22 protein-coding genes are annotated in these 26211 nt (G+C 39.9%); 14 read left to right on the plus strand and 8 right to left on the minus strand.

The annotated features are described in order from the left end of the window. Nucleotides 1–193: 193 nt before the first annotated feature. A complete protein-coding gene (gene metJ, locus I6F40_RS13725; protein ID WP_007586263.1) occupies nucleotides 194–514 on the plus strand; it encodes a met regulon transcriptional regulator MetJ in 321 nt (106 codons plus the stop codon). An 82-nt stretch (nucleotides 515–596) separates the two neighbouring features. On the opposite strand, the gene I6F40_RS13730 is transcribed toward metJ, so the two are convergent. Both I6F40_RS13730 and rpmE read right to left on the minus strand, forming a co-directional pair. Then, nucleotides 597–1838 carry a malic enzyme-like NAD(P)-binding protein gene (locus tag I6F40_RS13730; protein ID WP_007582028.1) on the minus strand — a complete coding sequence of 414 codons (1242 nt, stop codon included), beginning with the start codon at nucleotides 1836–1838 and terminating at the stop codon, nucleotides 597–599. Between the two features lie 687 nt (nucleotides 1839–2525). Then, nucleotides 2526–2741, minus strand: a complete 216-nt coding sequence (gene rpmE, locus I6F40_RS13735; RefSeq protein ID WP_007582029.1) for a 50S ribosomal protein L31 — start codon at nucleotides 2739–2741, stop codon at nucleotides 2526–2528. Nucleotides 2742–2971: 230 nt separating this feature from the next. Between rpmE and priA the strand changes: the two genes are divergently transcribed. The 5 genes from priA to I6F40_RS13760 all read left to right on the plus strand — a co-directional run bounded on the left by priA (nucleotide 2972) and on the right by I6F40_RS13760 (nucleotide 8078). Then, a complete protein-coding gene (priA, locus tag I6F40_RS13740; RefSeq protein ID WP_166378206.1) occupies nucleotides 2972–5158 on the plus strand; it encodes a primosomal protein N' in 2187 nt (728 codons plus the stop codon). A 20-nt stretch (nucleotides 5159–5178) separates the two neighbouring features. Next, nucleotides 5179–5706, plus strand: coding sequence for an SPOR domain-containing protein (locus I6F40_RS13745; RefSeq protein ID WP_007582031.1), 528 nt, complete (start codon nucleotides 5179–5181; stop codon nucleotides 5704–5706). 79 nt (nucleotides 5707–5785) lie between these two features. Beyond that, nucleotides 5786–6304, plus strand: a complete 519-nt coding sequence (hslV, locus tag I6F40_RS13750) for an ATP-dependent protease subunit HslV (protein WP_002958366.1) — start codon at nucleotides 5786–5788, stop codon at nucleotides 6302–6304. Between the two features lie 11 nt (nucleotides 6305–6315). Continuing rightward, nucleotides 6316–7644 carry an HslU--HslV peptidase ATPase subunit gene (gene hslU / locus I6F40_RS13755; protein WP_166378208.1) on the plus strand — a complete coding sequence of 443 codons (1329 nt, stop codon included), beginning with the start codon at nucleotides 6316–6318 and terminating at the stop codon, nucleotides 7642–7644. A 59-nt stretch (nucleotides 7645–7703) separates the two neighbouring features. Continuing rightward, a complete protein-coding gene (locus I6F40_RS13760; protein ID WP_166378210.1) occupies nucleotides 7704–8078 on the plus strand; it encodes a gamma-butyrobetaine hydroxylase-like domain-containing protein in 375 nt (124 codons plus the stop codon). Between the two features lie 25 nt (nucleotides 8079–8103). On the opposite strand, the gene I6F40_RS13765 is transcribed toward I6F40_RS13760, so the two are convergent. From I6F40_RS13765 to I6F40_RS13775, 3 genes are all read right to left on the minus strand, one after another. Then, nucleotides 8104–9990 carry a methyl-accepting chemotaxis protein gene (locus I6F40_RS13765; RefSeq protein ID WP_166378212.1) on the minus strand — a complete coding sequence of 629 codons (1887 nt, stop codon included), beginning with the start codon at nucleotides 9988–9990 and terminating at the stop codon, nucleotides 8104–8106. 121 nt (nucleotides 9991–10111) lie between these two features. Beyond that, nucleotides 10112–11143 carry an MJ1255/VC2487 family glycosyltransferase gene (locus tag I6F40_RS13770; protein WP_166378214.1) on the minus strand — a complete coding sequence of 344 codons (1032 nt, stop codon included), beginning with the start codon at nucleotides 11141–11143 and terminating at the stop codon, nucleotides 10112–10114. Continuing rightward, nucleotides 11140–11679 carry a phosphatase PAP2 family protein gene (locus I6F40_RS13775; protein ID WP_166378216.1) on the minus strand — a complete coding sequence of 180 codons (540 nt, stop codon included), beginning with the start codon at nucleotides 11677–11679 and terminating at the stop codon, nucleotides 11140–11142. Before I6F40_RS13775 ends, I6F40_RS13770 begins: the two co-directional genes overlap by 4 nt. A 205-nt stretch (nucleotides 11680–11884) precedes the next feature. On the opposite strand from I6F40_RS13775, the gene rraA reads away from it, so the two are divergent. Further along, the gene (rraA, locus tag I6F40_RS13780) at nucleotides 11885–12382 is read left to right on the plus strand and encodes a ribonuclease E activity regulator RraA (RefSeq protein ID WP_002959955.1); all 498 of its coding nucleotides are present in this window, start codon (nucleotides 11885–11887) and stop codon (nucleotides 12380–12382) included. 1 nt (nucleotide 12383) lies between these two features. Beyond that, nucleotides 12384–13433: a formimidoylglutamase gene (locus I6F40_RS13785; RefSeq protein ID WP_166378218.1), complete on the plus strand. Its 1050-nt coding sequence runs from the start codon at nucleotides 12384–12386 to the stop codon at nucleotides 13431–13433. Here I6F40_RS13785 and I6F40_RS13790 read toward each other — a convergent pair. Together I6F40_RS13790 and hutI are read right to left on the minus strand one after the other, a co-directional pair. Then, the gene (locus I6F40_RS13790; protein WP_166378262.1) at nucleotides 13430–15094 is read right to left on the minus strand and encodes a GGDEF domain-containing phosphodiesterase; all 1665 of its coding nucleotides are present in this window, start codon (nucleotides 15092–15094) and stop codon (nucleotides 13430–13432) included. The two genes, I6F40_RS13785 and I6F40_RS13790, sit on opposite strands and share 4 nt — an antisense overlap. Nucleotides 15095–15214: 120 nt before the next feature. After that, nucleotides 15215–16462, minus strand: a complete 1248-nt coding sequence (hutI, locus tag I6F40_RS13795; protein ID WP_024594426.1) for an imidazolonepropionase — start codon at nucleotides 16460–16462, stop codon at nucleotides 15215–15217. Nucleotides 16463–16581: 119 nt separating this feature from the next. Between hutI and hutC the strand changes: the two genes are divergently transcribed. From hutC to hutH, 3 genes are all read left to right on the plus strand, one after another. Then, on the plus strand, nucleotides 16582–17289 hold the full coding sequence (gene hutC, locus I6F40_RS13800; protein WP_007582045.1) for a histidine utilization repressor: 708 nt from the start codon (nucleotides 16582–16584) through the stop codon (nucleotides 17287–17289). Nucleotides 17290–17355: 66 nt separating this feature from the next. Further along, entirely contained in the window at nucleotides 17356–19029 is a 1674-nt protein-coding gene (hutU, locus tag I6F40_RS13805; protein WP_166378220.1) for a urocanate hydratase, read from the plus strand. Nucleotides 19030–19031: 2 nt separating this feature from the next. After that, nucleotides 19032–20567 carry a histidine ammonia-lyase gene (hutH, locus tag I6F40_RS13810; RefSeq protein WP_166378222.1) on the plus strand — a complete coding sequence of 512 codons (1536 nt, stop codon included), beginning with the start codon at nucleotides 19032–19034 and terminating at the stop codon, nucleotides 20565–20567. Here hutH and I6F40_RS13815 read toward each other — a convergent pair. Beyond that, the gene (locus I6F40_RS13815; RefSeq protein WP_166378224.1) at nucleotides 20564–21334 is read right to left on the minus strand and encodes an NADP-binding protein; all 771 of its coding nucleotides are present in this window, start codon (nucleotides 21332–21334) and stop codon (nucleotides 20564–20566) included. The genes hutH and I6F40_RS13815 overlap by 4 nt on opposite strands. Before the next feature lie 566 nt (nucleotides 21335–21900). On the opposite strand from I6F40_RS13815, the gene secA reads away from it, so the two are divergent. The 3 genes from secA (at nucleotide 21901) to I6F40_RS13830 (ending at nucleotide 26205) form a co-directional block, all read left to right on the plus strand. Continuing rightward, the gene (gene secA / locus I6F40_RS13820) at nucleotides 21901–24615 is read left to right on the plus strand and encodes a preprotein translocase subunit SecA (protein ID WP_007582061.1); all 2715 of its coding nucleotides are present in this window, start codon (nucleotides 21901–21903) and stop codon (nucleotides 24613–24615) included. Between the two features lie 68 nt (nucleotides 24616–24683). After that, nucleotides 24684–25082, plus strand: coding sequence for an 8-oxo-dGTP diphosphatase MutT (mutT, locus tag I6F40_RS13825; RefSeq protein WP_007582062.1), 399 nt, complete (start codon nucleotides 24684–24686; stop codon nucleotides 25080–25082). 22 nt (nucleotides 25083–25104) lie between these two features. Continuing rightward, nucleotides 25105–26205 (plus strand): phosphotransferase enzyme family protein, encoded by a 1101-nt coding sequence (locus I6F40_RS13830; protein WP_166378226.1) that lies wholly within the window; start codon nucleotides 25105–25107, stop codon nucleotides 26203–26205. Nucleotides 26206–26211 lie beyond the last annotated feature (6 nt).

The raw sequence follows: 26211 nt of genomic DNA on the forward strand, positions 1-26211 counted from the left end.
GTAGAAGAGGCCTCTGCGAATAACACATTTTAGCTCATAAAAGTGTGCTTATCTTTACACCTACAATAGGCTTATTAAGATAGATCGGTATCTATTATTTGACTATCTTTTTTAAATCGATAGAATTTCACGCATATTTACACGCTTTTTATACCGTGTGAGAAATTAATAATCTGAGGCAACGATACATCTTATGGCTAAATGGAATGGTGAGTATATTCACCCATACGCAGAACACGGTAAAAAATCAGAGCAAGTTAAAAAGATCACCGTTTCGATCCCGCTAAATGTATTAAAGGTATTAACTGACGAACGTACACGTCGTCAAATCAATAACCTTCGCCATGCTACAAATAGTGAATTGCTATGTGAGGCATTTTTGCATGCTTTTACTGGCCAACCTTTACCAAATGATGATGACTTACGTAAAGATAACGCCGAAAAAGTGCCAGAAGAAGTTAAAAAAATAATGCAAGAAATGGGTCTAGAAGTACCCGTTTTAAACGAAGAATAAATATTACAAAGATAAAAAAACCTCAGTAATTACTGAGGTTTTTTTATGTCTAAATTTTATTGCATAGCTCTACTATATAGATTTACTGCATATAGTTTTCAGGTAGCTCAATTTGTGCAACACCTGACTCAATAGCAGCAAGTGCAACAGCTCTTGCTATACGCGGCAGTAAACGTGGATCCATTGGTTTTGGAATAATATACTGCGCACCAAATTCTAGTTTATCTACACCAGCGGCTTTTAAAACTTCTGCAGGTACTGGCTCTTTGGCAATACTTCGAATAGCATCTACTGCAGCAATTTTCATTTCATCGTTAATAGCGCTTGCACGTACATCAAGCGCACCACGGAAAATAAACGGGAAACATAAAACATTATTAACTTGGTTAGGGTAATCAGAGCGCCCTGTTGCCATGATTAAATCATTGCGTGCGCCGTGCGCAAGAGCAGGATCAATCTCAGGATCTGGGTTTGAACATGCAAACACAACTGGTTTTGCAGCCATTAGCTTTAAATCTTCAGCCGCTAATAAGTTAGGGCCAGAAACACCCACAAATACATCTGCATCTGCAATTACATCTTGCAATGTACGCTTATCGGTATTATTAGCAAAAAGCTGTTTGTATTCATTTAAGTCATCGCGGCGGGTATGAATAACACCTTTGCGGTCAAGCATATAAATGTGTTCACGCAGTGCGCCACACTTAATTAACAGCTCCATACACGCAACAGCGGCAGCGCCTGCACCTAAACATACAATAATTGCATCTTCAATTGACTTACCTTGTACTTCTAGCGCATTTAACATACCAGCAGCCGTTACAATGGCAGTACCGTGTTGATCGTCATGAAAAACAGGAATGCTACAACGCTCTATTAATGCTTTTTCAATTTCAAAACACTCTGGTGCTTTAATATCTTCAAGGTTAATGCCACCGAATGTGTCGGCAATATTGGCAACCGTATTAATAAAGTCTTCTGTTGTTTTGTGCTTAACTTCAATATCGATAGAATCAAGCCCTGCAAAACGTTTAAACAATAACGCTTTACCTTCCATTACAGGCTTAGACGCTAAAGGACCTAAATTACCAAGGCCTAGAATTGCAGTACCATTAGTAATAACCGCAACCATGTTACCTTTACCAGTATATTTATAAGCATTTGCAGGATCTGCAGCTATTTCACGTACAGGTTCGGCAACACCTGGGCTATACGCAAGTGCAAGATCATGAGCCGTTTCAGCTGGTTTTGTAAGCTCAATGCTAATTTTACCTGGTACGGGATGTGAGTGGTAATGTAGTGCTTGTTCACGAAAGTCAGACATAACGCGATTGTATCCTGCAATTTAAGTTAAAGTGAGAGATGGAGTCTTGGGGTACGATACCCTTATTATTTTTAAATTCCAAGCAATATCAGGTCTATCCTGTTATATGCTATATCCTTTAATTTTAAGAGGTTTTTCAGTAACTTTGCAGGATTATATCGACATTTAATAAATAAAAATTCACCTAAAAAGTAAGTTTTAAGGTGCTTTTATACCTATCAAAATCTTATAAAATGTATACTTAAAGTAACAGCATAAACTTAGAATAACAGCCTACTACCCTACTTTAAAAACAGATAAGCCCACGTTAGCTACTTTTATCAACCTAGTTAAAAATTGTACTATTTAAAATATAGAGAATATCTATCGATTTGTCTGTAAAGGATTATGCATACTCAGAATAAGAATAGGAAATAGTTATGCAAAAGGAGGGGATAGTTAAAATCAACGAAATAATACCAATCTGCTTATATATGGGGTCTATTTAACGTTAAGAAAATTACGCTAGAACTAGGCAAAAATTTTTGTATCTAGTTGTTCTAAATAAAAATTTTTAACGACGTTATAGTGCAATTTAATTCGTTAAATTGCTCAAAGATTTATGTAGGTTGGTTTAAGATAATAAATAACAAATTTTAGACACAAAAAAAGCACCCTAAGGTGCTTTTTTTAACTAAACAGCAATAATTACTTCTTGCTGGCAAGTGCACCGAAGCGCTTGTTGAAGCGATCAACACGTCCGCCAGTGTCTAAAACTTTTTGCTTACCAGTGTAAAACGGGTGACACGCAGAACATACGTCTAAGTGAATGTCTTTACAAAGAGTTGAGCTAGTTTCGAATTTATTTCCACATGAACATGTTGCAGAAATTACTTCGTACTTAGGGTGAATACCTTCTTTCATAGGAACCTCTAGTTAAGGCCGCATCGCTCTCCAAACCCGGAGTTTGGCACCATACGTCGTTAAAACAAATTTGTTGGTGGCGGATTTTATCCAACAACCTCCCCCCACACAAGTATTTATTTATATTTTTGCCAAAAAAGTGAACAATCTCTGTCTCAAGCGCTATTGCTAGTAGGTTTTTAGCGTTATTTTTAGTACATTACAGCATTAATTTTACGGGTTGAGTTGTTATGAGTTTTGTTGAAGTTGCTATTAAAGTTCCGCTTCCACGCACCTTTGATTATAAAATAGAAGAACAGCTCAGTGGCTTATCAACTCCTTTACTACCTGGCATACGGGTTTTGGTACCTTTTGGTAATCAAAAAAAAGTAGCGGTTGTTTTGGGTATTAAAAGCAGTACCGACATCCCTTTAAATAAAATTAAAAATATTATAGAGGTAATAGACGACGCCCCTATTTTAAGTGCCCAGCATTTAGAACTCCTTAGCTTTACTGCCCGCTATTATTGCTATCCATTAGGCGAAACTATTCATATAGCGCTACCTAGCGCACTTCGCCAAGGTGAATCGCCTGATAAAACCAGTATTAATATGGTTGCCCTGACAGAAAAAGGTGCAAAAGTACCGTCATTAAAAGCTAAAACACAGCTCAACCTATTAAAGCAGTTATCGCAATCAGGTAAGTCATCATTAACTGAGTTAAAAGCACTGGGCTTTAGTAAAAAAACAATAGATAGCCTAATAGATAAAGAACTCATAACACAAACTATTGAGCACGATAACCAATGGCAAAGTGTTGCTCCAACCGTTGGTAGTAAACCAGTGCTTAATAAAGAACAAGCGGTTGCTTGCACAGCTATAAATCAAAGTACTGGCTTTAGCTGCTTCTTATTAGAAGGCGTAACGGGCAGCGGTAAAACCGAAGTGTATTTACAGTGCCTAGAAGAAGTACTCAAACGTGGCGAGCAAGCCCTCGTACTCGTGCCCGAAATCGGCCTAACACCACAAACCGTAAACCGTTTTCGCCGCCGCTTTCCTGATACACCCATTATGCTTTGGCACTCAGCACTTACCGACAACGAACGTTTACAAACATGGCGTTTTTGCGAAAAAGGCAGTTGTGCGATAGTTATTGGCACACGTTCGAGTATTTTTCTGCCATTTTTAAAACTCGGTATGATTGTTGTTGATGAAGAACACGACTCGTCATTTAAACAGCAAGATACCCTTCGTTACCATGCTCGTGATTTAGCCGCTTACAGAGCTTTTCAGCATAAAATTCCGCTTATATTAGGCAGCGCCACACCCGCGCTTGAAACACTACACAAAGCAATTAATAACAAATACCAGCTATTAAGTTTAACCGAGCGTGCACAAACAGCGACTGACAACCAGTTTAAGTTACTCGATATGAAAGGTCAGCCCGACCAAGCAGGTATTGCACATGCAAGCCTTGCTACTATGCGTCAGCACTTAAATCGCGGTAAACAAGTTATGGTATTTTTAAATCGCCGAGGTTTCTCACCCACCCTTATTTGCCATGAGTGCGGTTGGTTGAGCGAGTGTAAACGATGCAGTACCAGCGCTACATTTCATAAAGCGATTGGGCAAATGATCTGTCATCACTGTGGCGACCAGTACCCTGTCCCTCACCAATGCCCTGACTGTGGAAGTACGCAAATATTTCCTAACGGTAAAGGCACAGAGCAAATTGAAGAGTTTTTATCGACCGAGTTCCCTGATACACCCGTTACTCGTATAGACCGCGATTCAACTCGCCGTAAAGGTAGCCTTGAAAAAGCACTTGATGAAATAAACCTAGGGGGCGCACGCATTTTAGTGGGCACACAAATGCTTGCCAAAGGCCATCACTTTGCAGATGTGAGCCTTGTTATAATTTTAGATGTAGATAGCGGCTTATACTCATGCGACTTTAGAGCAACAGAACATTTAGCGCAATTAGTCACCCAAGTAGCGGGGCGTGCTGGACGTTCAGGAGAGCCTGGTCAAGTGTTATTACAAACACACTTTCCAGAACACCCTCTTTTGCAAGACTTAGTTAATAATGGTTACCAAGACTTTGCCCGCTTTGCACTGAGTGAGCGCGATGATGCTGACTTACCGCCCATTACAAATATGGCCATTGTGCGTGCACAAGGACATAGTATTAAACTAGTAGTCGATTTTTTGACGGATTTGGTTCCTGTGAATGGGGTATCTGGTATACAATTGCTCGGTCCGATCCCTGCCCCACTTGAAAGAGTCGCAGGTATGTATCGTTTTCAATTGCATATTCAAGCGCAAGATCGTCGCATATTACATCGGTACCTTGCGCAAATGGTTGATTATTTAAGTACCAGTAAACTTGCACAAAAAGTACGCTGGAGCTTAGACGTAGACCCTATAGACATGATTTAGGTTAAGGCCAAAATAACACCATGGCACAGCACGATTATATTAATAAAAAGCCTGCAGGCAGAAACAGTAAAAAAAACGCACCCGCTAAAAAACCATTTCCTATTCTTTTAGCCGTTATAGCCATCTTACTTGTAGGCGGTTTTGCCTACACACTATGGTTTATAAAAAGTAATGCCGATCCAAAACTTGTCGAAAAACAAGCTAACCCCACTGCACCCGCAAAAGTAGAAGTTGTTATTCCACGTACACCGGAATTTATTAAAGAAATTAGAAACCACGAGATTCAAGTTGAAGTAAAAGAACTTGAGCAAAAAGGTCCTTATGTTATGCAATGCGGTTCGTTCAGAACTCATGCACAAGCTGAATCGTTAAAAGCTAAAATCGCATTTGCAGGGCTCATTTCTGAGATAAAACAGGCTGAAGGCAGCAATGGTACTTGGTATAAAGTACGTTTAGGCCCTTATAAAACCAAACGCCAAGCCGAAAGCGATAAAAACAAACTTAAACGTGTAAAAATAGTCGGCTGCGGAATTTGGGGCTGGACTTGAAAATAAACCATTCACCCATATAACCTCATCATAATCGTTTTTTACGAGTTGCCTCTGCAGCTCGATGATGAGGAATAACATGACTACAATCGTAAGTGTTCGCCGCGGCGACAAAGTTGTAATTGGCGGCGATGGCCAAGTTTCACTTGGTAACACCGTAATGAAGGGCAACGCCCGCAAAGTTCGACGTCTTTATAATGGCAAAGTAATCGCTGGTTTTGCCGGCGGTACTGCTGATGCCTTCACTCTTTTCGAACGTTTTGAAAGCAAATTAGAAATGCACCAAGGTAACCTAACTAAAGCCGCTGTAGAAATGGCTAAAGATTGGCGAAGTGACCGTGCACTTCGAAAACTCGAAGCGCTGCTAGCCGTAGCAGACGAAACAGCCTCTTTAATTATTACCGGTAATGGTGATGTAGTTCAGCCAGAAAACGATTTAATTGCAATTGGTAGTGGTGGTAACTTTGCGCAATCAGCTGCAACCGCCCTTTTAGAAAATACAGATTTAAGCGCTCGTGAAATAGTAGAGAAAAGCTTAACTATTGCAGGCAACATCTGCGTATTTACTAATAACTTCCAAACAATCGAAGAATTATAATAGGAACTATTATGTCTGATATGACCCCAAGAGAAATTGTTCACGAGCTAGATCAGCATATTATAGGTCAGGCTAAAGCTAAAAAAGCAGTCGCTATTGCGCTTCGTAATCGCTGGCGCCGCATGCAATTAAATGAAGATTTACGCAGTGAAGTAACCCCAAAAAATATATTAATGATTGGTCCAACAGGCGTAGGTAAAACAGAAATTGCCCGCCGTTTAGCAAAACTAGCTAACGCACCGTTCATTAAAGTAGAAGCGACTAAGTTCACTGAAGTTGGTTATGTTGGTAAAGAAGTAGATACAATCATACGTGACCTCGTTGATGTTTCAATTAAAATGACTCGCGAGCAACAAACTAAAAAGTTTAAACATCGCGCCGAAGAAGCAGCAGAAGAGCGTATTTTAGATGCACTTTTACCCCCTGCTAAAGATCAATATGGCGAAAGCCAACGCGACGATACTTCATCTACTCGCCAAGCATTTCGTAAAAAATTACGTGAAGGCCAATTAGATGATAAAGAAATTGAGATTGACTTAGCGCAAGCTCAATCAAACGTAGAAATTATGGCGCCTCCTGGTATGGAAGATATGACCAACCAGTTACAAAGCATGTTTCAAAATATGGGCGGCGATAAACGCACTAAACGTAAGTTAAAAATCAAAGAAGCCTTCAAACTATTAACGGAAGAAGAAGCCGCTAAATTAGTAAACCCTGAAGAGCTAAAAGAACAAGCTATTTTTGCAGTAGAGCAAAACGGTATTGTGTTTATTGATGAAATAGACAAAATTTGTAAACGTGGTGATTCTTCAGGCCCTGATGTGAGCCGAGAAGGTGTTCAGCGCGACTTACTACCGCTAATCGAAGGCTCAACAGTAAACACTAAACACGGTATGGTTAAAACAGACCACATGTTATTTATTGCCTCTGGTGCGTTCCAAATGTCTAAACCATCAGACATGATCCCTGAGCTACAAGGTCGTTTACCGATTCGAGTAGAACTTGAACCACTAACTGCTGATGACTTTAAACGTATTCTTACAGAGCCGCATGCATCGCTTACTGAGCAACAACGAGAGCTCCTTAAAACTGAGCAAGTAACGATTGAGTTTAGTGATGATGCTATTGAGCGTATTGCTAAGGCTGCGTGGCAAGTTAACGAGAAAACCGAAAACATCGGTGCTCGTCGCTTACATACTGTGATGGAAAGATTGATGGAAGAAATTTCATACGATGCTTCTGAAAACGCAGGTTCATCGCTTGTCATAGACGCCGCTTATGTTGAGAAACATCTAGGTGCGCTTGTTGAAGATGAAGACTTAAGTCGCTTTATTCTATAAAACGAATATAAACGTTATACTAAAAGCCTCCGCATGGGGGCTTTTTAATGAGATAAAAAATGAAACACGTAACAAAAGTGCATTACCACAGAGTGAGTAAAAACCTAGATGTTTACTTTGACGACGATAGCCAAGCAGTATTTAGCTGTGAATTTTTACGCGTTCACTCCCCCTCTGCTGAAGTACAAGGTCATGGCTCTGGCCCTATGAAACTGGTTTTAAATAAGCAATCAGTCGGTATAAAAAACATAGTTCCTGTTGGGCATTATGCACTGCGTTTAGATTTCGATGATGGTCACAATAGTGGACTGTTCAGTTGGAGTTACTTTGAAAAACTACAAGCGCAGCAAGAAACATTAAGCGATAAATATTCAGCACGCGTAGCTGAGCACGAGCAAAGCAAAGACAGTGTACCAATAAAGTTCATCCCTTAAACTTTATTGGTCACTTTTAGCAGTATTACACTTTAAACTTATCGATAGCAGTAAATAAAACACGCGCCTGCTCTGATACTTCTACGCTTGTTTGTGCATTACTTTCAGCATTCCCTGATGCCGTTTGTGCAATATCACGGATCCGAACAACGTTTTTATTCACCTCTGAAGCAACTTGGCTTTGCTGCTCAATTGCTACGGCAATTTGCGTACTCATTTCCATGATAGTTTTTACATCATCTGTAATTGAACCCAGTAACGCCCCAGTTTTCGTAGCCTGTGATGCACTTTCATCGCCTTGCGTTCGACAATCAAGCATAATACTGACAACTTCCTGAGTTCGCTGTTGTAGTGTATTTATTATACTTTCAATTTCACTTGTTGACTCCTGTGTGCGCTGTGCAAGCGTTCGCACTTCATCAGCAACAACTGCAAAGCCTCTGCCATACTCACCAGCTCTAGCGGCTTCAATTGCTGCGTTTAGTGCGAGTAAGTTAGTCTGATCTGCAATTGAGCGAATAACATCAAGCACAGATCCGATCGTTTCACCGTCTTTCTCAAGCTGAGATACAACAGTTGATGCATTATCTAACGAGTCCGATAACCCTCTAATATGCTTAATTGTGTTTTCGACTTCAGCACGACCTTGCTGCGCGCTTATATTAGTAGATTCTGCTTTTTTTGCTGCTGCTTCTGTATTTTGTGAAATGTCTTGGATAGTTGCTTGCATTTCAGTCGCTGCAGTTGCAACCATATCAGCCTCTTCTAATTGCTCTTGCATGCCAGAGCTTGTTTCGGTAGTACTTCTTGATAAATGTTCTGTTGCAATGTTTAACGTACTTAATGCGCCATTCACTTCGTTGATTAAGTTATTAAAATCACCAATTAAGCTGTTAAAATCAGCACTCATAATGGTAATTTCATCTTTACCTGTTTCTTCGATCGTGATCCTTAAATCATTACTGCGGCGAATATTATTGATGGTGTGATAAACGCGCTCAATTGGAATAATTATAGAACGGCTAGTAAAATAAACTAATACCAATACAATAATACCTGCAATTATAAAAATACTAACGGCTAACGTTTTTGCTTGCGATACGCTTGTTTGCACTTTTAATTTCGTACTTTTTACTACCTGAGTCACGACTGAATCGCTCTTATCAACACTTGAACGCATTGCACCTAATGCGCCTGAATCAAGATCCAAACCAAGTTCCACCTGCGCTTCGACTAACGTTTTAAATGCATTTTGATACGTTGAAAGTAAGTTATTTAAATCATTTTTTGTATTATTGTTTACTGTTGAGTTCGCCAGTTTTGATTGTAAGCTTTCTAGGTCATCATTAAAGCGCGCTAAGTACTTTGTATCAAAACGAAGCATAAAGTCTTTTTCTGAGCGTCTAAGCTGCAACATTAACGTTATTAATTGAAAGTCATTCTGTGTATTTAATAATTCTTCTACTTGATGCACTGCATTTCTAAGCTTGCCATATAACGCATCTTTTGGGTTTAATCCTATTTTTTTTTGTAATAAAACCACATTATCAAAATCGTTTTTATAGGCTTTCAAAAACGTTTCAAATTGTTCTACTTTGCTTATATCTTCAACCATACTAAGTTGGTTCATTGATGCTTCTAATTGATCTAACTTTTGAAGCAATATGCTATATTCTTTCTCGAATGTAGTGAGTGCATCTTCTTGTTTATAAAATAAAAAGTTTTTTTCATGCTTCCGAAGCTCTAATTCATGCATATTAAGCTCTTGGGCTAATTGCACTGTATTATTTAAAGCCATTGTTGTTCGCGACTCATACATGATCACGAATAAAAGCAGTAACATAGCTAAACCCACTACAACTGAGTTTAATTGTAAACGTCGCTTAATTGTTAAATTTTCTAAAAACCGCATGCCAATTCCCTATAATTTATACGCTACATTATTATAACTTAATAATAGGTAATACATTTTTTATTTTTATTGAATTATGAGTTATGAGTTATGAGTTATGAGAGGCTCTCTAAAGTAGAAGTTAGATATGCACATTTTCCCACAAATTATTATGAAGTAATTGAGTGTTATGCCACTGCTTTTTTAACAACCAATCAATTAATGGCGCTGGGTCGCTAGGGTAATTTATTTGCTTATTTTGCGGGGCGCTATTCCAGTCATCAAGGGCTTGCGGGTTTAAATAGCTCATAACATGCGCCATGCCCATGACAAACAAAGTTTGCGCATTTGCGGTTTGCTCAAACTGCCCATCTAAAGGCTTTAATAGTAACTTCTTACCTAACTTAAGCGCTTCACTGGCAAGCTCAAACCCAGCATTACCAATAACGCCACTCGTGTTTGCTAAGTCATTTAAAAAACCAGAACGTGAGGGGACTCGCAAATGTATATGTCCAAAAGACTGATTGCAGGCATTTGGGTGATAACAATAAAATTCTTTTTCGGGAAAGTCTTTTAAGTAATCAACAACGCTATCTAAGTTTTCAAACGGTAAATATACCAATACCTTATTTAGTACCGCAACAGGATTCTCATGATTATGATGAGCAATAAAAGGCGGGATTATATTATTTGCAAATGGCTTCCAGTGTACGCCTAAGTAGGTAGATGCTGGTGCATAAAGCTTGATGAGCGATTTTCTAAGTACACCACGACCAAATATAGGTACGTTTTCTGACAAAAATGCGGCTTGGTGACTAATACCGATAACGGGTATATCGGCCCGTTTTGCAGCCCATGCTGTGACTGGCTCAAAGTCGTTAAGTACAAAATCGTACTGTTTTATATCAAGCGATTTTATATCACTCACCAGCTTACAAACCCGCATGTTTTTAAGTGTTTTTAAATTTTTGACTTGTCCATTTTCAGTACTAAACGATAAGCCCCGATACGCTTTATAATCTGAGAATTCGTGCATATCAAAGTAATCTTTATTTGCTCGCCCTGAAAACACATAATCAACATCAATACCAAGTTTATTAAAGCAGCTTGCCATAACCCTAGCCCGCGTTATATGACCATTACCGGTACCCTGCACTCCATACAATATTTTCATACAGATACCAAGAGCGCTAATGCGAATAAGCCACAAACACTGCCAATAATAGCACCTATAATAATATCAGCAGGAAAGTGTACGCCTAATACAACACGAGAAATAGCCACACCAGCAGCCCAACTAAGTAGTAGCCATATATATTCAGGGAAAAAGTGACTTAGTATAATCGCAACTAAGAACGCTGCAGCGCTGTGGCCCGAGGGCAAACTAAATTTATCACTTGGTACTATGTAAGCATTTGTTACTAAGCAGTCGCATGGACGGATGCGGGCAAATCTATTTTTGGCCAGTAAGTAAATGGGCCTTTCTAAAGCAAAACCAACTAATATCGTTACAGGTAATAATTGTTGCTGCTCATTATTACTAAGCCACCACACCGCCAAACACACAAGTATGTAAAGTCCACCATCACCGCTTTTTGATAATCCAAACGCCATTGTTTTAAACCACTTCGGTGAGTTGCAATTAAACAGAGTTAAAAATAATTGCTCATCTAGCAGAGCTGCCCTTTTAAACATATTATTGTTATCCATCACTTCCCCCTCATTGCATAATATATGAACACCGATTTAGCTTATGTGTTGTAAATAACAATTGAGTGACGCTTTTAAGACACTATTATTGCGATTAATGATTTAGCGCTTGTTTTGTCTAAATTTACTGCGATTAAGTCGTTGTTATTGCTTATAAGGAGGGTATACTGAGGTATAAATTAATGTACCTTTTGAGGATAAAATAATGGATTACAGCACTTCTGATTTATGTGACCACTTTGCTGATGTGGTTGACGTGCTAGAGCCAATGTTCATCAACTTTGGTGGTCGACACAGCTTTGGTGGCCGCATTAAAACGGTTAAATGTTTTGAAAATAATGAACTGATCCGCGAATTACTTTCTCAAGACGGTACAGACTTAGTGCTTCTTATTGACGGTGGTGGCTCAACTCGCCGTGCACTTATTGATATTGAATTGGCCGAACTTGCACTTGAAAATAACTGGAATGGTATTGTTGTTTACGGTGCAGTACGCCACGTTGATGAGCTTGAAGAACTTGATTTAGGCATTCAAGCAATTGCTTCTATCCCTGTTGCAGCTGACAGTGAAGGTGCTGGCGAGGATGCTATAGGCGTTAACTTTGCCGGTGTATCATTTTTTGATGATGACTTTATTTATGCTGATAGTACTGGCATTGTTTTATCTGCAGAAGAATTAGAATTGGAAGTTGTAGAAGTATAACGTGACCTCCCATTTAAAAGTATATGATGAAAGCGCGGTTAGAGCACTTTGCTCTAGCCGCGTAAATGAAAAAAAAGCATGGCAATCAATGGCCTTGCTAGACACTCAAGTAAACCTGCAACAAGCACTTATTGACGCAGCTCAATTTGGCATTCGCTACGTACTTCTTGGTATTTGCGAAGATATTGGCCCAAAAGCAAATTTAGGAAATGGCGGTGCAAACGAAGCATGGTCTGCTTTTTTAAAACGTTTTTTAAACCAACCTCATAATCAATTTATTGCCACTCAAAAAGTACTTTTATTGGGTAAAGTAAATACTGATGATTTAATGGCGCAAAGCAACCAACTTAATAATCAGCAAGCCCAGCAGTTAACTCAATTACGAGATTTATGCCAACAACTTGATGAACGCGTAGAATCAGTATTAAGCCTTATTTTTAAAGCAGGGCTTGAGCCAATCGTCATTGGCGGAGGTCACAATAATTGCTTAGGTATTATTCGCGCGCTAAGTAAGTCAAAAAACACGCCTGTTAATGCTATCAATTTTGACCCTCATGCCGATTTTAGAGAATGTGAAGGTCGCCATAGTGGTAATGGTTTTCGCTACGCGTATAACGAGCAACATCTAAGTAATTACCATGTTATTGGCTTACATGAATTAAAAAATAATCAAGTAATTATAGATGCAATGAGTGAAGCTAACTTTAAGTTTGATAGCTATCAATCTATACAAGTTAAGCGAAAAATTACACTAACGCAGGCAATTGAAAATGCACTAAGTAATTTTAATGATTTACCACTGGGTGTTGAAGTTGATTTAGATAGTATTACTTATATGCCAGTTAGTGCGTATACATATTGCGGATTTAGTGTGAGTGACACTGAGCACTTTGTGCATTTAGCTGCAAGCCACCGGCACTCTAAGTACTTACACTTATGTGAAGCAGCGCCTAACCAGCATCCTAACGGAGTTGAGGCCGGAGCTGCCCATGTAGGGCAAGTGATTAGTGCACTTGTAAATAGCTACCTACAAGCCAAAGAAAGCACTTAACGTTGTTGAACCGATCGCCACTCTTTTAGCCAGCTCATTAAACCGATACTACTTAGCGGGTGACCAAAGTAATAACCTTGGGCAGCATAACCTTTTAAGCTTTTTACAAACTTAAGTTGCTCAAGTGTTTCTACTCCTTCGAAAATTACTTTTGTTTTTTGTTGGCTATGCATATCAACCATTCCACCAACTAAACTGCGTATATTGTTTTGATTACTAAAGTCAGCGGTAAGTGAAGGTGAAACCTTAATATACTCAACCGCTAAACTTGGTAACTTAGAAAGTAGTACCGGGTTATCACCAAGTCCATCCACACATACTTTTAAGCCTATGTTATTAAGCCTTGCGATCATGCCTCGACCTTTGTCATCTAAACCAGCAAAAATATGTAAAGGGCATTCAACAATCAAGTCTCCCGCCTCTAAGTGATGTTCATTTATAACAACATCAACAAATTCAACAAACTCTTCATTTAACATTTCAGGGCCAAATACATTAATGCTAAGCGGTATGGAAATACCTTCTACTCTAAGCGCCATTGCAAGCTCAGCGGCTCTCTCCATTACAAATTTAGCAAGTGGGTAACCAAGCCCTGCTATTCTTATGTCGTCAATAAAACGATTAGCAGATAAAATTCCTTGCTTAGGGTGCTGCCAACGCAGTAGTAATTCTAAAAACTCAATTTGACCGTTTTCGTTACAAATTATAGGTTGAAAATAGAGTTCTAATTCGCTCGAAAAATCAATATTTGCTAATTCTTTTAGTCGCGCTTGTTGCTCTCGCAGTTCAATCATCATTTGTTGATGATAAGGCACAACCTTGCGATTTGGGTGGCTATCGAGTGCTAGGTATGCGTACGATATTAAATTATCAAAGTTATTGTCTTGCTCATTACAATCAACATAACTCGCCCTCGCTTTTACCTCTACAGTGCAGTTAGCAACATTAAATGGCTTAAGTGTTGCACCCAGTATTTGTTCAATAACCAACTCATGTAAATGTTTTTGATTCGCGAAACTACAAATAAATGCAAAGTTAAGGCCCCCTAAGTGGGCTAGCTTTTCTTGCCCAACTAAAGTCACTATTTCGTCACTTGAAAGCAGTTCTTTTATTCGATTAGCCGATTGTGCTAAAAGTATATCGCCAAAGTCACGTCCTATATGCTGGTTAACTTGCTCAAATCCTTCAAGACGAATAACGATTAACGCTGCACTTACTTGCTTGTTGTCGCACCATGCATAGTAACCTTGGCGTAACTGTTTTCTATCTGCAAAAACCGAAAGCGGAGACTCTTCTATAAATGTATCACCTGTAGGTTCTGGCTCTATCACGACTTCTATTTCAGCGCTTTCGTCATTTAAAAAGCCAACAATAGCTAATAATAATATTGCTAACACAACCCAAAATAACGGAACTTCCAATAATAAATGAGCTGAAAATAGAACAACAAATAAAAGACCAGCCATTGAGCTGGTAATAATCATGCTCCAATTATTTCGCTCAAAGGCTTGCCATAAATGAAAGCAAAATCCAAAGGCAAGTAAAATGACAAGCCAAGCTGCGCCCGTACTCAAAATAGCCAAACCAACAGCTGCTGTGCATAAATAGCTAAATTTAATACTGGCATTTTTAACGGCAAATAAAGTGGCAATCATCGCCATCAATAGTGCACCACTAAAAAATATTGGGAAGTTACTGTCGGTTAGTATGTTCAAATTAACGGCATCCGTATTCGCTAAAAAAGTTTAAACCAGATTATATGTGGGCAAAAATAATACAAACTAGTTAATTCTACCCAAAATCCATAAATTTAACAGTTTATTTACGCCAAATTGGTAACTTAATTGTGATGGATGACTTATTTGCCAATGCGCAATATCAGCTCTTGCACCAACCTTTAAAATACCACGGTCGTCTAACCCTAGTGCTTTAGCAGCATTGCGAGTAACACCTGCCAATGCTTGCTCGGGTGTTAATCTAAACAATGTGCATGCCATGTTCATCATCAAGTGCACTGAGCACAGCGGTGAAGTGCCAGGATTAAAATCACTCGCAATAGCTATAGGTACTTTATATTGATTAAGTAACTCAATAGGTGGGAATTTAGTTTCTCTTAAAAAATAAAATGCACCGGGCAGTAATACCGCGACCGTCCCAGCGTTTGCCATGGCTTTTACACCCTCTTCATCGAGATGCTCAATATGATCTGCCGAAAGGCCATTGAACTGCGCCACCAGCTCAGCACCATGTTGATTAGATAACTGCTCAGCATGGCATTTTACTGGGAGGTTATGCTTTTTAGCCGCCTGGAAAACACGTTTGGTTTGCGAATGACTAAAGCCTACATTTTCACAAAATACATCGACTGCATCAGCAAGATTATTAGCCACTACCTGATCAAGCATGTCAGTACATACCAAATCAATATATTCATCAGCACGGCCTTTGTATTCAGGCGGTAGAGCATGCGCCCCTAAAAAAGTAGTTTTAATATCAATAGGATGATGCTCACCTAATAAACGAGCTACTTCTAATATTTTTATCTCGTTTTCAATATCTAGCCCATAGCCCGACTTTATTTCAACGGTGGTTACACCTTCTTTTAACAACGTATTTAAGCGATCTTTTGCATCAACAAATAATTGCTCTCGATCGGCTGCTCTCGTCGCTTTAACCGTACTTGCTATGCCACCGCCTTGTGCCGCAATTTGCTCATAACTTACACCCTGCAAGCGCTGCTCAAACTCTTGCGATCTTGAACCTGCAAACACTAAATGTGTATGACAATCTATTAAGCCCGGCGTTAACCACTGCCCCTTTATACTCAATGTCGGCGTTGCAAACACATCAAAACTGGGCAACGTTGATTGCTCTCCAATCCACGCAATTTCACCATTTTTAATAGCTATAGCAGCATTTTCGATTGCGCCATAAGGGGCATTTATATTGCTATCCATAGTGGCAATATTGGCATCAGTTAAAAGTAAGTCGATTTCTTCTAACTCATAATTTTTTGTTGTGCTTTGCATTTTACAGCCCTTTTTACGCCCAGAGTGATGAAAATATAGTCTAACAACCCATCTTGTATATACAAGGTAATTGTGTCATCTTATTTATATAGTTTATTTTTAATGTAACCATAAATTTAATGACGACACCTAAATTTGCGCAAATAAAACAATTCATTGTTGATAAAATTCGCAGCGGTACGTGGCAAGAAAACCAACGTGTTCCCTCTGAAAACGAACTAAGTAGTCAATTTAGTGTCAGCAGAATGACAGCCCGCCGAGCACTAAGCGAATTAACCGAGGCAGGTATTTTAACCCGCAGCCAAGGGCTTGGTACATTTGTAGCCACATTTAAATCGCAGTCATCGTTACTCGAAATAAAAAACATTGCTGATGAAGTAAAAGAGCGTAACGGCAACTACACCTGTAGTGTACTCATACTTGAATCAATAAATGCAGTCGCACCTATTGCCATTGCGCTTGGTGTTGAGATTGACAGTGTTGTATATCGAAGTGTACTCGTTCATAACGAAAACGACAGCCCCTTGCAGCTAGAAGAGCGTTTTGTAAACCCTGCACTTGCGGCTGGTTACTTACAACAAGACTTTAGCACGCTTACACCTCATGAATATCTATCTAGTGTTGCACCACTTACCCAAGCGAGGCATACCGTAGAGGCTATTATGCCAAACAGCGAAATGTGCCAATGGTTAAATTTATATAACGAAGAGCCATGCTTACAAGTTATTCGACGCACATGGTCTATTAACGGTATTGTAAGCTTTGCGCGCCTTGTATCACCAGGCAGTAAATATCGCTTAGGTGGTCACTTAACATTTAAAAAATAACAAACAATGGCGCTTACTGCGCTTTTTTTATAGCAAATCACCTTGTATATACAACAGGAGCAAAACATGAACAACCGACTCGACACAAGTCGCGTAATACGTGCACCTCATGGCGATAAAATAAGTGCTAAAAGCTGGCAAACTGAAGCTGCTAAGCGCATGCTAATGAATAATTTAGACCCTGAAGTTGCAGAACATCCTCATGCACTTGTTGTATATGGTGGTATTGGCCGAGCAGCTCGTGATTGGCCAAGTTATGACAAAATTATAGAAACCCTCGATAGACTCGAAAGCGACGAAACTCTGCTTGTACAATCAGGAAAACCCGTTGGTGTATTTAAAACCCACAGTAATGCCCCTCGTGTACTTATTGCCAACTCAAACCTTGTTCCACACTGGGCGAATTGGGAGCACTTTAACGAGCTCGATAAAAAAGGCTTGATGATGTACGGACAAATGACAGCGGGTTCTTGGATTTATATTGGCTCGCAAGGCATTGTACAAGGCACTTACGAGACCTTTATAGCCATGGCAAAGCAACATTTTTCAGGCAGTGCTAAAGGCAAGTGGGTATTAACGGGTGGCCTTGGTGGTATGGGCGGTGCTCAACCACTTGCCGCTACAATGGCAGGGTTTAGTGCGCTAGTTGTTGAATGTGATGAAAGCCGTATCGATTTTCGTATAAAAACAGGCTACGTTGATGTAAAAGCAACGAACCTTGAACACGCACTGCAATTAATAACCGACGCGTGCATAAAAGGTGAAGCCCTATCAGTTGGCTTACTTGGTAACGCTGCCGATGTATTTAGTACACTGGTTAAAACAGGTATTACACCTGATGTAGTCACAGATCAAACATCAGCTCACGATCCATTAAATGGTTACTTACCACAAAACTGGACAATGGAGCACGCAGCAAAAATGCGTGAGCAAGATCCAAAAGTGGTAGTAAAAGCGGCTAAACAATCAATGGCAGTCCAAGTTAGAGCCATGCTGGCGCTGCAAAAAGCGGGTGCCGCCACTACTGATTACGGAAATAATATTCGTCAAATGGCGTTTGATGAAGGTGTTACCAACGCGTTTGATTTTCCTGGATTTGTACCCGCCTATATTCGCCCTTTATTTTGTGAAGGTATTGGACCATTTAGATGGGTAGCATTATCGGGCGATCCTGAAGATATATATAAAACCGACGCTAAAGTAAAAGAGCTTATTCCTGATGATGCACATTTGCATAACTGGCTTGATATGGCGCGTGAACGCATTCAATTTCAAGGGCTACCTGCACGTATTTGTTGGGTAGGTTTAAAAGATAGAGCACGCCTTGCACTGGCCTTTAATGAAATGGTTAAAAATGGCGAACTTAAAGCCCCTATCGTTATTGGTCGTGACCACCTCGACTCGGGCTCAGTTGCCAGCCCTAACCGCGAAACAGAAAGTATGAAAGATGGCTCAGATGCGGTATCGGACTGGCCATTACTCAATGCACTCCTTAACACGGCAAGTGGTGCTACTTGGGTGTCTCTTCATCATGGTGGCGGTGTAGGTATGGGCTTTAGCCAACACTCAGGTGTGGTTATTGTTGCCGATGGTACAAATGAAGCTAAAGAGCGTATTGCTCGCGTACTTTGGAACGACCCTGCAACGGGTGTAATGCGCCATGCTGATGCTGGATACGACATAGCAAAGAACTGCGCTAAAGAACAAAATTTAGACCTACCTATGCTAAACGAGGAATGATCATGTTCGAACTTACTCTCACACCAGGCTCACTTAATTTAAACACACTGAGAAAAATTAATAATTCACCGGTAAAGTTAAACCTTGTAAAGCATGCTGAATCACAAATAGCAGCCAGCGCACAAACCGTTCAAAACGTTATTAATGAGCACCGCACTGTATACGGGATTAACACCGGGTTTGGGTTATTAGCTAATACCAAAATTGCCGACGACGAACTTGAATTATTACAGCGCTCCATTGTGCTTTCACACGCTGCGGGCATTGGCGAATACATGGATGACAGCACAGTAAGGTTAATGATCACCTTAAAAGTAAACTCGCTTTCGCGCGGCTACTCGGGTATTCGCCTGCAAGTAATCCAATTTTTTATGCAGCTGCTTAGTAGCGAAGTATATCCGTGCGTGCCTAAAAAGGGCTCTGTGGGGGCATCGGGGGATTTAGCCCCTCTTGCGCATATGTGCCTACCTTTATTAGCTGAAGGTCAAATGCGACATAAGGGAAAAATAATTAGTGCAGCACAAGGGTTAAAAATAGCGGGGCTTGAACCTCTTACCCTTGCAGCTAAAGAAGGCTTAGCATTATTAAATGGTACACAAGCGTCGACTGCGTTTGCACTACAAGGCCTATTTAGAAGCGAGAACTTATATGCACAAAGCTGCGTTATCGGCTCGATAAGCATAGAAGCTGCAATGGGTAGTCGCGCGCCATTTGATGCACGTATTCATGATATTCGTGGTCAGCGCGGACAAATAGACACCGCTCAAGTATTTAGAGAGCTACTCGATACGCACTCTCAAATTAGTAACTCCCACGTCAATTGTGAAAAAGTACAAGACCCATACTGCCTTCGCTGCCAACCTCAAGTGCTAGGTGCTTGCCTAACTCAGATACGTCAAGCCGCAGAAGTATTGTTATGCGAGTCAAACGGTGTAACCGATAATCCGCTAGTTTTTGCCGATGTAGGCGACATAATATCGGGAGGTAACTTTCATGCAGAGCCCGTTGCTATGGCCGCCGATAACTTAGCTATCGCAATTGCCGAAATTGGTGCATTAGCAGAAAGGCGAATTGCATTACTTATCGATTCAAACCTATCCAAATTACCGCCATTTTTAGTTGAAAACGGCGGTGTAAATTCAGGATTTATGATTGCCCAAGTTACCGCAGCAGCGCTTGCGTCAGAAAACAAATCATTAGCACATCCGGCTTCGGTCGATAGCTTGCCTACATCTGCAAATCAAGAAGATCATGTTTCTATGGCAACCTTTGCAGCAAGGCGCTTAGATGAAATGGCCAATAATACCCAAGGTGTTTTGGCAATAGAATGGTTAGCATCGGTTCAAGGGCTAGAATTTAGAAAGCCGCTTGAACCATCACATAAAGTGCAAAGCGCTAAAGCGTTATTACGCGAGCATGTAAGTTATTATGATAAAGACCGCTACTTTGCTCCCGATATCGAAGCTGCTAATACATTACTAAGTGAAGGTAAGCTATGCGACTTCATAGAGAGCAGTCCCCTGCCTTCAGCATATTAAATACCATATTGGTAAGTAAAGCCTAGCGCTTCAATAGCTGAGCCAATAACTTTGCGCTCAGCTTTATCATCACTGGTAAAGCGTGGTAACTCGCCACCATGTTCTGCACACTTCACTGCGTAGTATTCAGCTTTTGTTGGGTGCGCAGGATTAACAACATTATAAATATTTTGCCCTACTTGCCAGTGCTCTATCACCGCAAAAACAGCATTAATTACATCTTGTTGATGCACCATATTTACTACTTGCTCACTTGATGTATTAAGCTCTTTGCCTGCCACAAAACGACCCGGTTCTCTATTAGGCCCTAGTAATCCAGCTAAACGCAGCACTTTCCCGTCTTGCTCAAGTACTTGCTCTTCTGCCTCATAGAGCTTTATTTGGCGCTTGTTTGTGCATGAAATATCGCAACTTTCGCTATATACACCAGGCTCTTGATCGTACACCCCGGTTGATGAGCATAATAAAAAGCCCTTTGCATTTAACTCCTTTGAGAGCTTAAGCGCTGCGGTGAGTGTTTCAGGATAATTACTTTCACTGTGCCTGCTACGTGGTGGAATAGCACATACCCAATAAGCATTTTGTAAATCAACTTGATGTCTTAATTGCCCATCTTCAAGTGTAAACTGACGCTCAAAATCAAACTCGTGTATATCTGTTCTATGCGTTCCTTGTACTTGCCAATCAGCTTTTTGCGCACTTACGCATAAAGCATGTCCTAACCAACCTGCACCTAACACTACTAATTTATTACTTTTATTTGTCATTTTCACCTAAGCCTTTACTTTAAAAGGAAAACAAGTGTAAACCTCTAACTTTAATTCAAATTAAAACTAGATATGATTATAACTACTCTACTAAATCAAAAGCGTATGTGCACTGATGTAAATAATTATTATACAAAAACCAACCAATCATCTTTGAAGTATTGTTGTTGGTTAATCAAATAGATTAGGTGCAAAAATAGCGCGTTTAGAATCCATATCCATGCGTTAAATTTAAGCATGAATGTCCCCTTGTTTTTAATTTATTTAGCACCATATCTTTACAGTTCGCTACTATTTTTACTGTAATTGAGTAATACAAAGTTATTTTTACGAACCAGATCAAATTTTTCGATTTTATACACAGATCTTTTTATTGAGATAGTTTGTTGTTTGGCAGAGTCTGGTATAGTAGCGCACGTAATAAACAGTGCTTTTTGAGCGGTTTAATACAATATTGCTAATTAATATGTTCTAAGTGTTATTTAAAAGCACATATTAATTACCAATTGTTAAAAATGGGTTAGCCGATACTCGGCTGACAAAGAATACATTGTAACGGTTTTATCATGATATCTAATTTATTTACCAAGCTTTTTGGTAGTCGCAATGACCGCACTATTAAAAACTTAAGAAAGACGGTCGCGCTAATCAATGCGCTAGAAACGCAACTTGAAGCGCTTTCTGATGAAGATTTAAGAGCTAAAACAGCTGAGTTTAGAGAACGTTACGATAACGGACAAGGCCTTGACGATATCCTACCTGAAGCTTTTGCTGTGGTACGTGAAGCGTCAAAGCGTGTAAATGGCATGCGTCATTTCGACGTGCAGTTATTAGGTGGTATGGTTTTACATCAAGGTCGCATTGCAGAAATGCGTACCGGTGAAGGTAAAACACTAACAGCTACCCTACCAGCTTATTTAAACGGCTTAACAGGCAAAGGTGTTCACGTAATTACTGTGAATGACTACCTTGCTAAACGTGATGCTGAAACCAACCGTGCGTTATTTGAATTTTTAGGCCTTACTGTAGGCTGTAACGTACCGGGTATGATGCCACAGCAGAAGAAGCTAGCTTATACTGCTGACATTACGTACGGTACAAATAACGAATTTGGTTTTGACTATCTTCGCGATAATATGGCTTTTAGCATTGATGAACGTGTTCAGCGTCCATTATTTTATGCCGTAGTCGATGAAGTGGATTCAATCTTAATTGATGAAGCGCGTACTCCGCTTATTATTTCAGGCCCAGCTGAGGACAGCTCTGAGCTATACACTGAAATAAATACCATCGTTCCTTTACTTGAACTTCAAGAAAAAGAAGACGAAGAAGGTGTTGAAGGCGACGGCGATTACACTATTGATGAAAAGTCTAAGCAAGTTCATTTAACAGAACGTGGTCAAATTAAAGTAGAAGAGCTACTTACTGAACGCGGCTTAATTGAAGAAGGCGATTCGCTTTACTCAGCAGCAAGCATTACGCTACTAAGTCACGTTTATGCGGCCCTTCGTGCTCACAAGCTATACCAAAAAGATGTTGATTACGTAGTAAAAGAAAACGAAGTAATCATTATCGATGAGCATACTGGTCGTTCAATGGAAGGTCGTCGTTGGTCAGAAGGTTTACACCAAGCTGTTGAAGCTAAAGAAGGTGTAAATATTCAGAACGAAAACCAAACACTTGCATCTATTACGTTCCAAAACTACTTCCGTTTATACGAAACACTAGCTGGTATGACAGGTACTGCCGATACTGAAGCTTTTGAGTTTCAATCTATCTACGGCCTAGATACTGTTGTTATGCCAACTAATAAGCCAATGGTTCGTGATGATCGCGCCGACTTAGTTTACCTAACGCAAGAAGAAAAATACGAAGCAATTTTAATTGACATTAAAGACTGTCAAGACCGCGGACAACCGGTACTTGTAGGTACTATTTCAATTGAAAGCTCTGAGTATTTATCACAGTTTTTACGCAAAGAAAAAATTAAGCACAACGTACTTAATGCCAAATTTCACGCGCAAGAAGCAGATATCGTGTCAGATGCTGGCCTACCAGGTACAGTAACAATTGCAACCAACATGGCCGGTCGTGGTACCGATATCGTGTTAGGTGGTAACTGGAACAGTGAAGTTGAAAAGCTTGAGAACCCAACTGCTGAGCAAATTGCTGAAATTAAAGCAGCTTGGAAAATTCGTCATGATGCGGTAATTGATGCTGGCGGTTTACATATCATTGGTACTGAACGTCACGAATCTCGTCGTATAGATAACCAATTACGTGGTCGTTCTGGTCGTCAAGGTGACGCCGGTTCTAGCCGTTTCTACCTATCGATGGACGATGCACTAATGCGTATCTTCGCTGGTGAACGCATGACTAACATGATGCGTAAACTAGGTATGCAACGCGGTGAAGCAATTGAACATCCATGGGTAAACCGTGCGATTGAAAATGCACAGCGTAAAGTAGAAGCACGTAACTTTGATGTTCGTAAGCAATTGCTTGAGTACGATGATGTAGCAAACGATCAACGTCGCGTTGTTTACTCTCAACGTAATGAGCTACTTGAAGAAGGCGATATTTCAGAGACTATCACAGCAATTCGTGGTGATGTTCTTGCTAGTGTAATTGATCAGTACATTGCACCGCAAAGCCTTGCTGAAATGTGGGATATTCCTGGCCTTGAAGAGCGTTTAAAACAAGACTTCTTACTTGAGTTGCCAATCACTCAATGGTTAGCAGATGACAATAAACTATACGAAGAAAAACTTCGTGAGCGTATTGAGCAGGCGGTTGAGCAGTCGTACAAGCAAAAAGAAGAGCAAGTTGGCGACTCTGTTTTACGTCAATTCGAAAAAGCGATTATGCTACAAAGTCTTGATCAGCATTGGAAAGATCACCTTGCTGCTATGGATCACTTACGTCAAGGTATTCATTTACGTGGTTACGCGCAAAAGAATCCTAAGCAAGAGTATAAGCGTGAATCGTTTGAGCTGTTTTCTGAAATGCTTGAAAACTTGAAAGTAGATGTTGTAAGCATCCTAAGTAAAGTACAAGTACGCGCAGAAGAAGATGTTGAAAAAGTAGAAGAGCAACACCGTAAAAGTGAAAATGCTCCTCGCGAATACCAACATGAAGAAGCTGAGCAAGTAGGTGGCGAAGCGCCAGCACCAGAAACAGCTACTGTAATGGCTCGTACAGAACCAAAAGTAGGTCGTAATGACCCTTGTCCTTGTAAATCAGGTCAAAAATTCAAACAATGTTGCGGTAAATTAAAATAGCCCAATATTGTTATTAGCTTATTAAAAAGCGGCGCTAGCGTCGCTTTTTTTTATGGAGTTTTAAAGTAATGACTATAGAAATTGTACATGTAGCTGTTGGTGTTATTAAGAAAAATAACGCTATATTCATTTGTAAACGCGCAGATGAACAACATCAAGGCGGTTTATGGGAATTTCCTGGTGGCAAAGTAGAAGCAGGTGAAAGTGTTTTTGTTGCACTTAAACGCGAGCTTATTGAAGAAGTTGGATTAACAATTCACAGCTCTAGTCAACTTATGGTGATTGAACATGACTACGGCGATAAGTGCGTTAAATTAGATGTACACGTAGTAAGTAACTTTAGCGGTGAAGCACATGGCGCTGAAGGGCAACCTAGTGAATGGGTAGCAATTAGTGAATTAGAAAATTATGATTTCCCTGAAGCAAATGCTGAAATTATCGAAAAAATAGTAGCCCGATACGCTTAATAAATGGGCATAAGTGAGCACAATGAACATCTCAATACAAAATAAGCTAAGCGAACTGTTAGCGCTGCCCCCTGAGTTAACTCAAGTTAGTGCGATTGGTAGCGGCCATATAAATAGTACATGGCTACTTACAAGTATTGATAAACAGTTTATTGTGCAAAAACTAAATACTGAGGTATTTAAGTACCCTGCTCAGTTAGTAAGTAATGCAAAGCTAATTGAGCAGCATTTAAGTACCAAACAACTACAAAGCAACTATCCCCTTGAAACAGTTAGGCATATAGCCACACAAAACAACGAACACTTAATAAAAATTAATAACGCGTATTATCGCGTCCTTAACTATATTAGTGACAGTTACAGCGAAGATGTTGTTAAAAATGCGCAACAGAGCGAGCAAGCGGCTTACGCCTTTGGCGTATTCGCTCATGCATTACAAGATTTTGATACACAACAACTACATACTGTAATCCCTGATTTTCATAACTTAGCGATGCGCTTTGAGCAATTAAATACCGCAACCACAAATAACTCTGTAAATAGAGTAAAGCACTGCGCTGACGAAATAGAATATTGCTTATCGCAGCAACATTTAATCACCGAGCTTAATTGCATAGCTAAGCAGATACCACTTAGAGTGTGTCATAACGATACAAAAATAAATAATATGCTGTTTTGTAGTGCAACTCACAAAGCAAAAGCAGTGATTGATTTAGACACCTGTATGGCAGGATTTCGGCTTTATGATTTTGGCGACATGGTACGCACTTTCTGCTCCCCCGAAGCCGAGGATTCAACAAACTTACGTAACGTTGTTATTCGAAAAGATATATTTTCAGCCATTGTTAAAGGCTATGTAACGCCATTAAAAAGTAGCATGAGTACAAAAGAACAAGAAAGCCTGCTGCTAGGCGCTAAAATAATGCCGCTTATGTTAAGTGTGCGCTTTTTAACTGATTATTTAAATAACGATGTGTACTTTAAAGTGGCTCATGCAGAGCATAATTTGGAGCGAGCACAAAACCAACTCGCGCTTTATAAAAGCATACTTAATAACGAGCAGTGGATGCATGAGTGCTTAGTCGATGAACAAGTTCAAGATACAAAAAAACCAGTAAGCTAAAAACTT

The sequence above is a fragment of the Pseudoalteromonas sp. SWXJ133 genome, assembly GCF_015864365.1.
In the GTDB taxonomy this organism is placed as follows: domain Bacteria; phylum Pseudomonadota; class Gammaproteobacteria; order Enterobacterales; family Alteromonadaceae; genus Pseudoalteromonas; species Pseudoalteromonas arctica.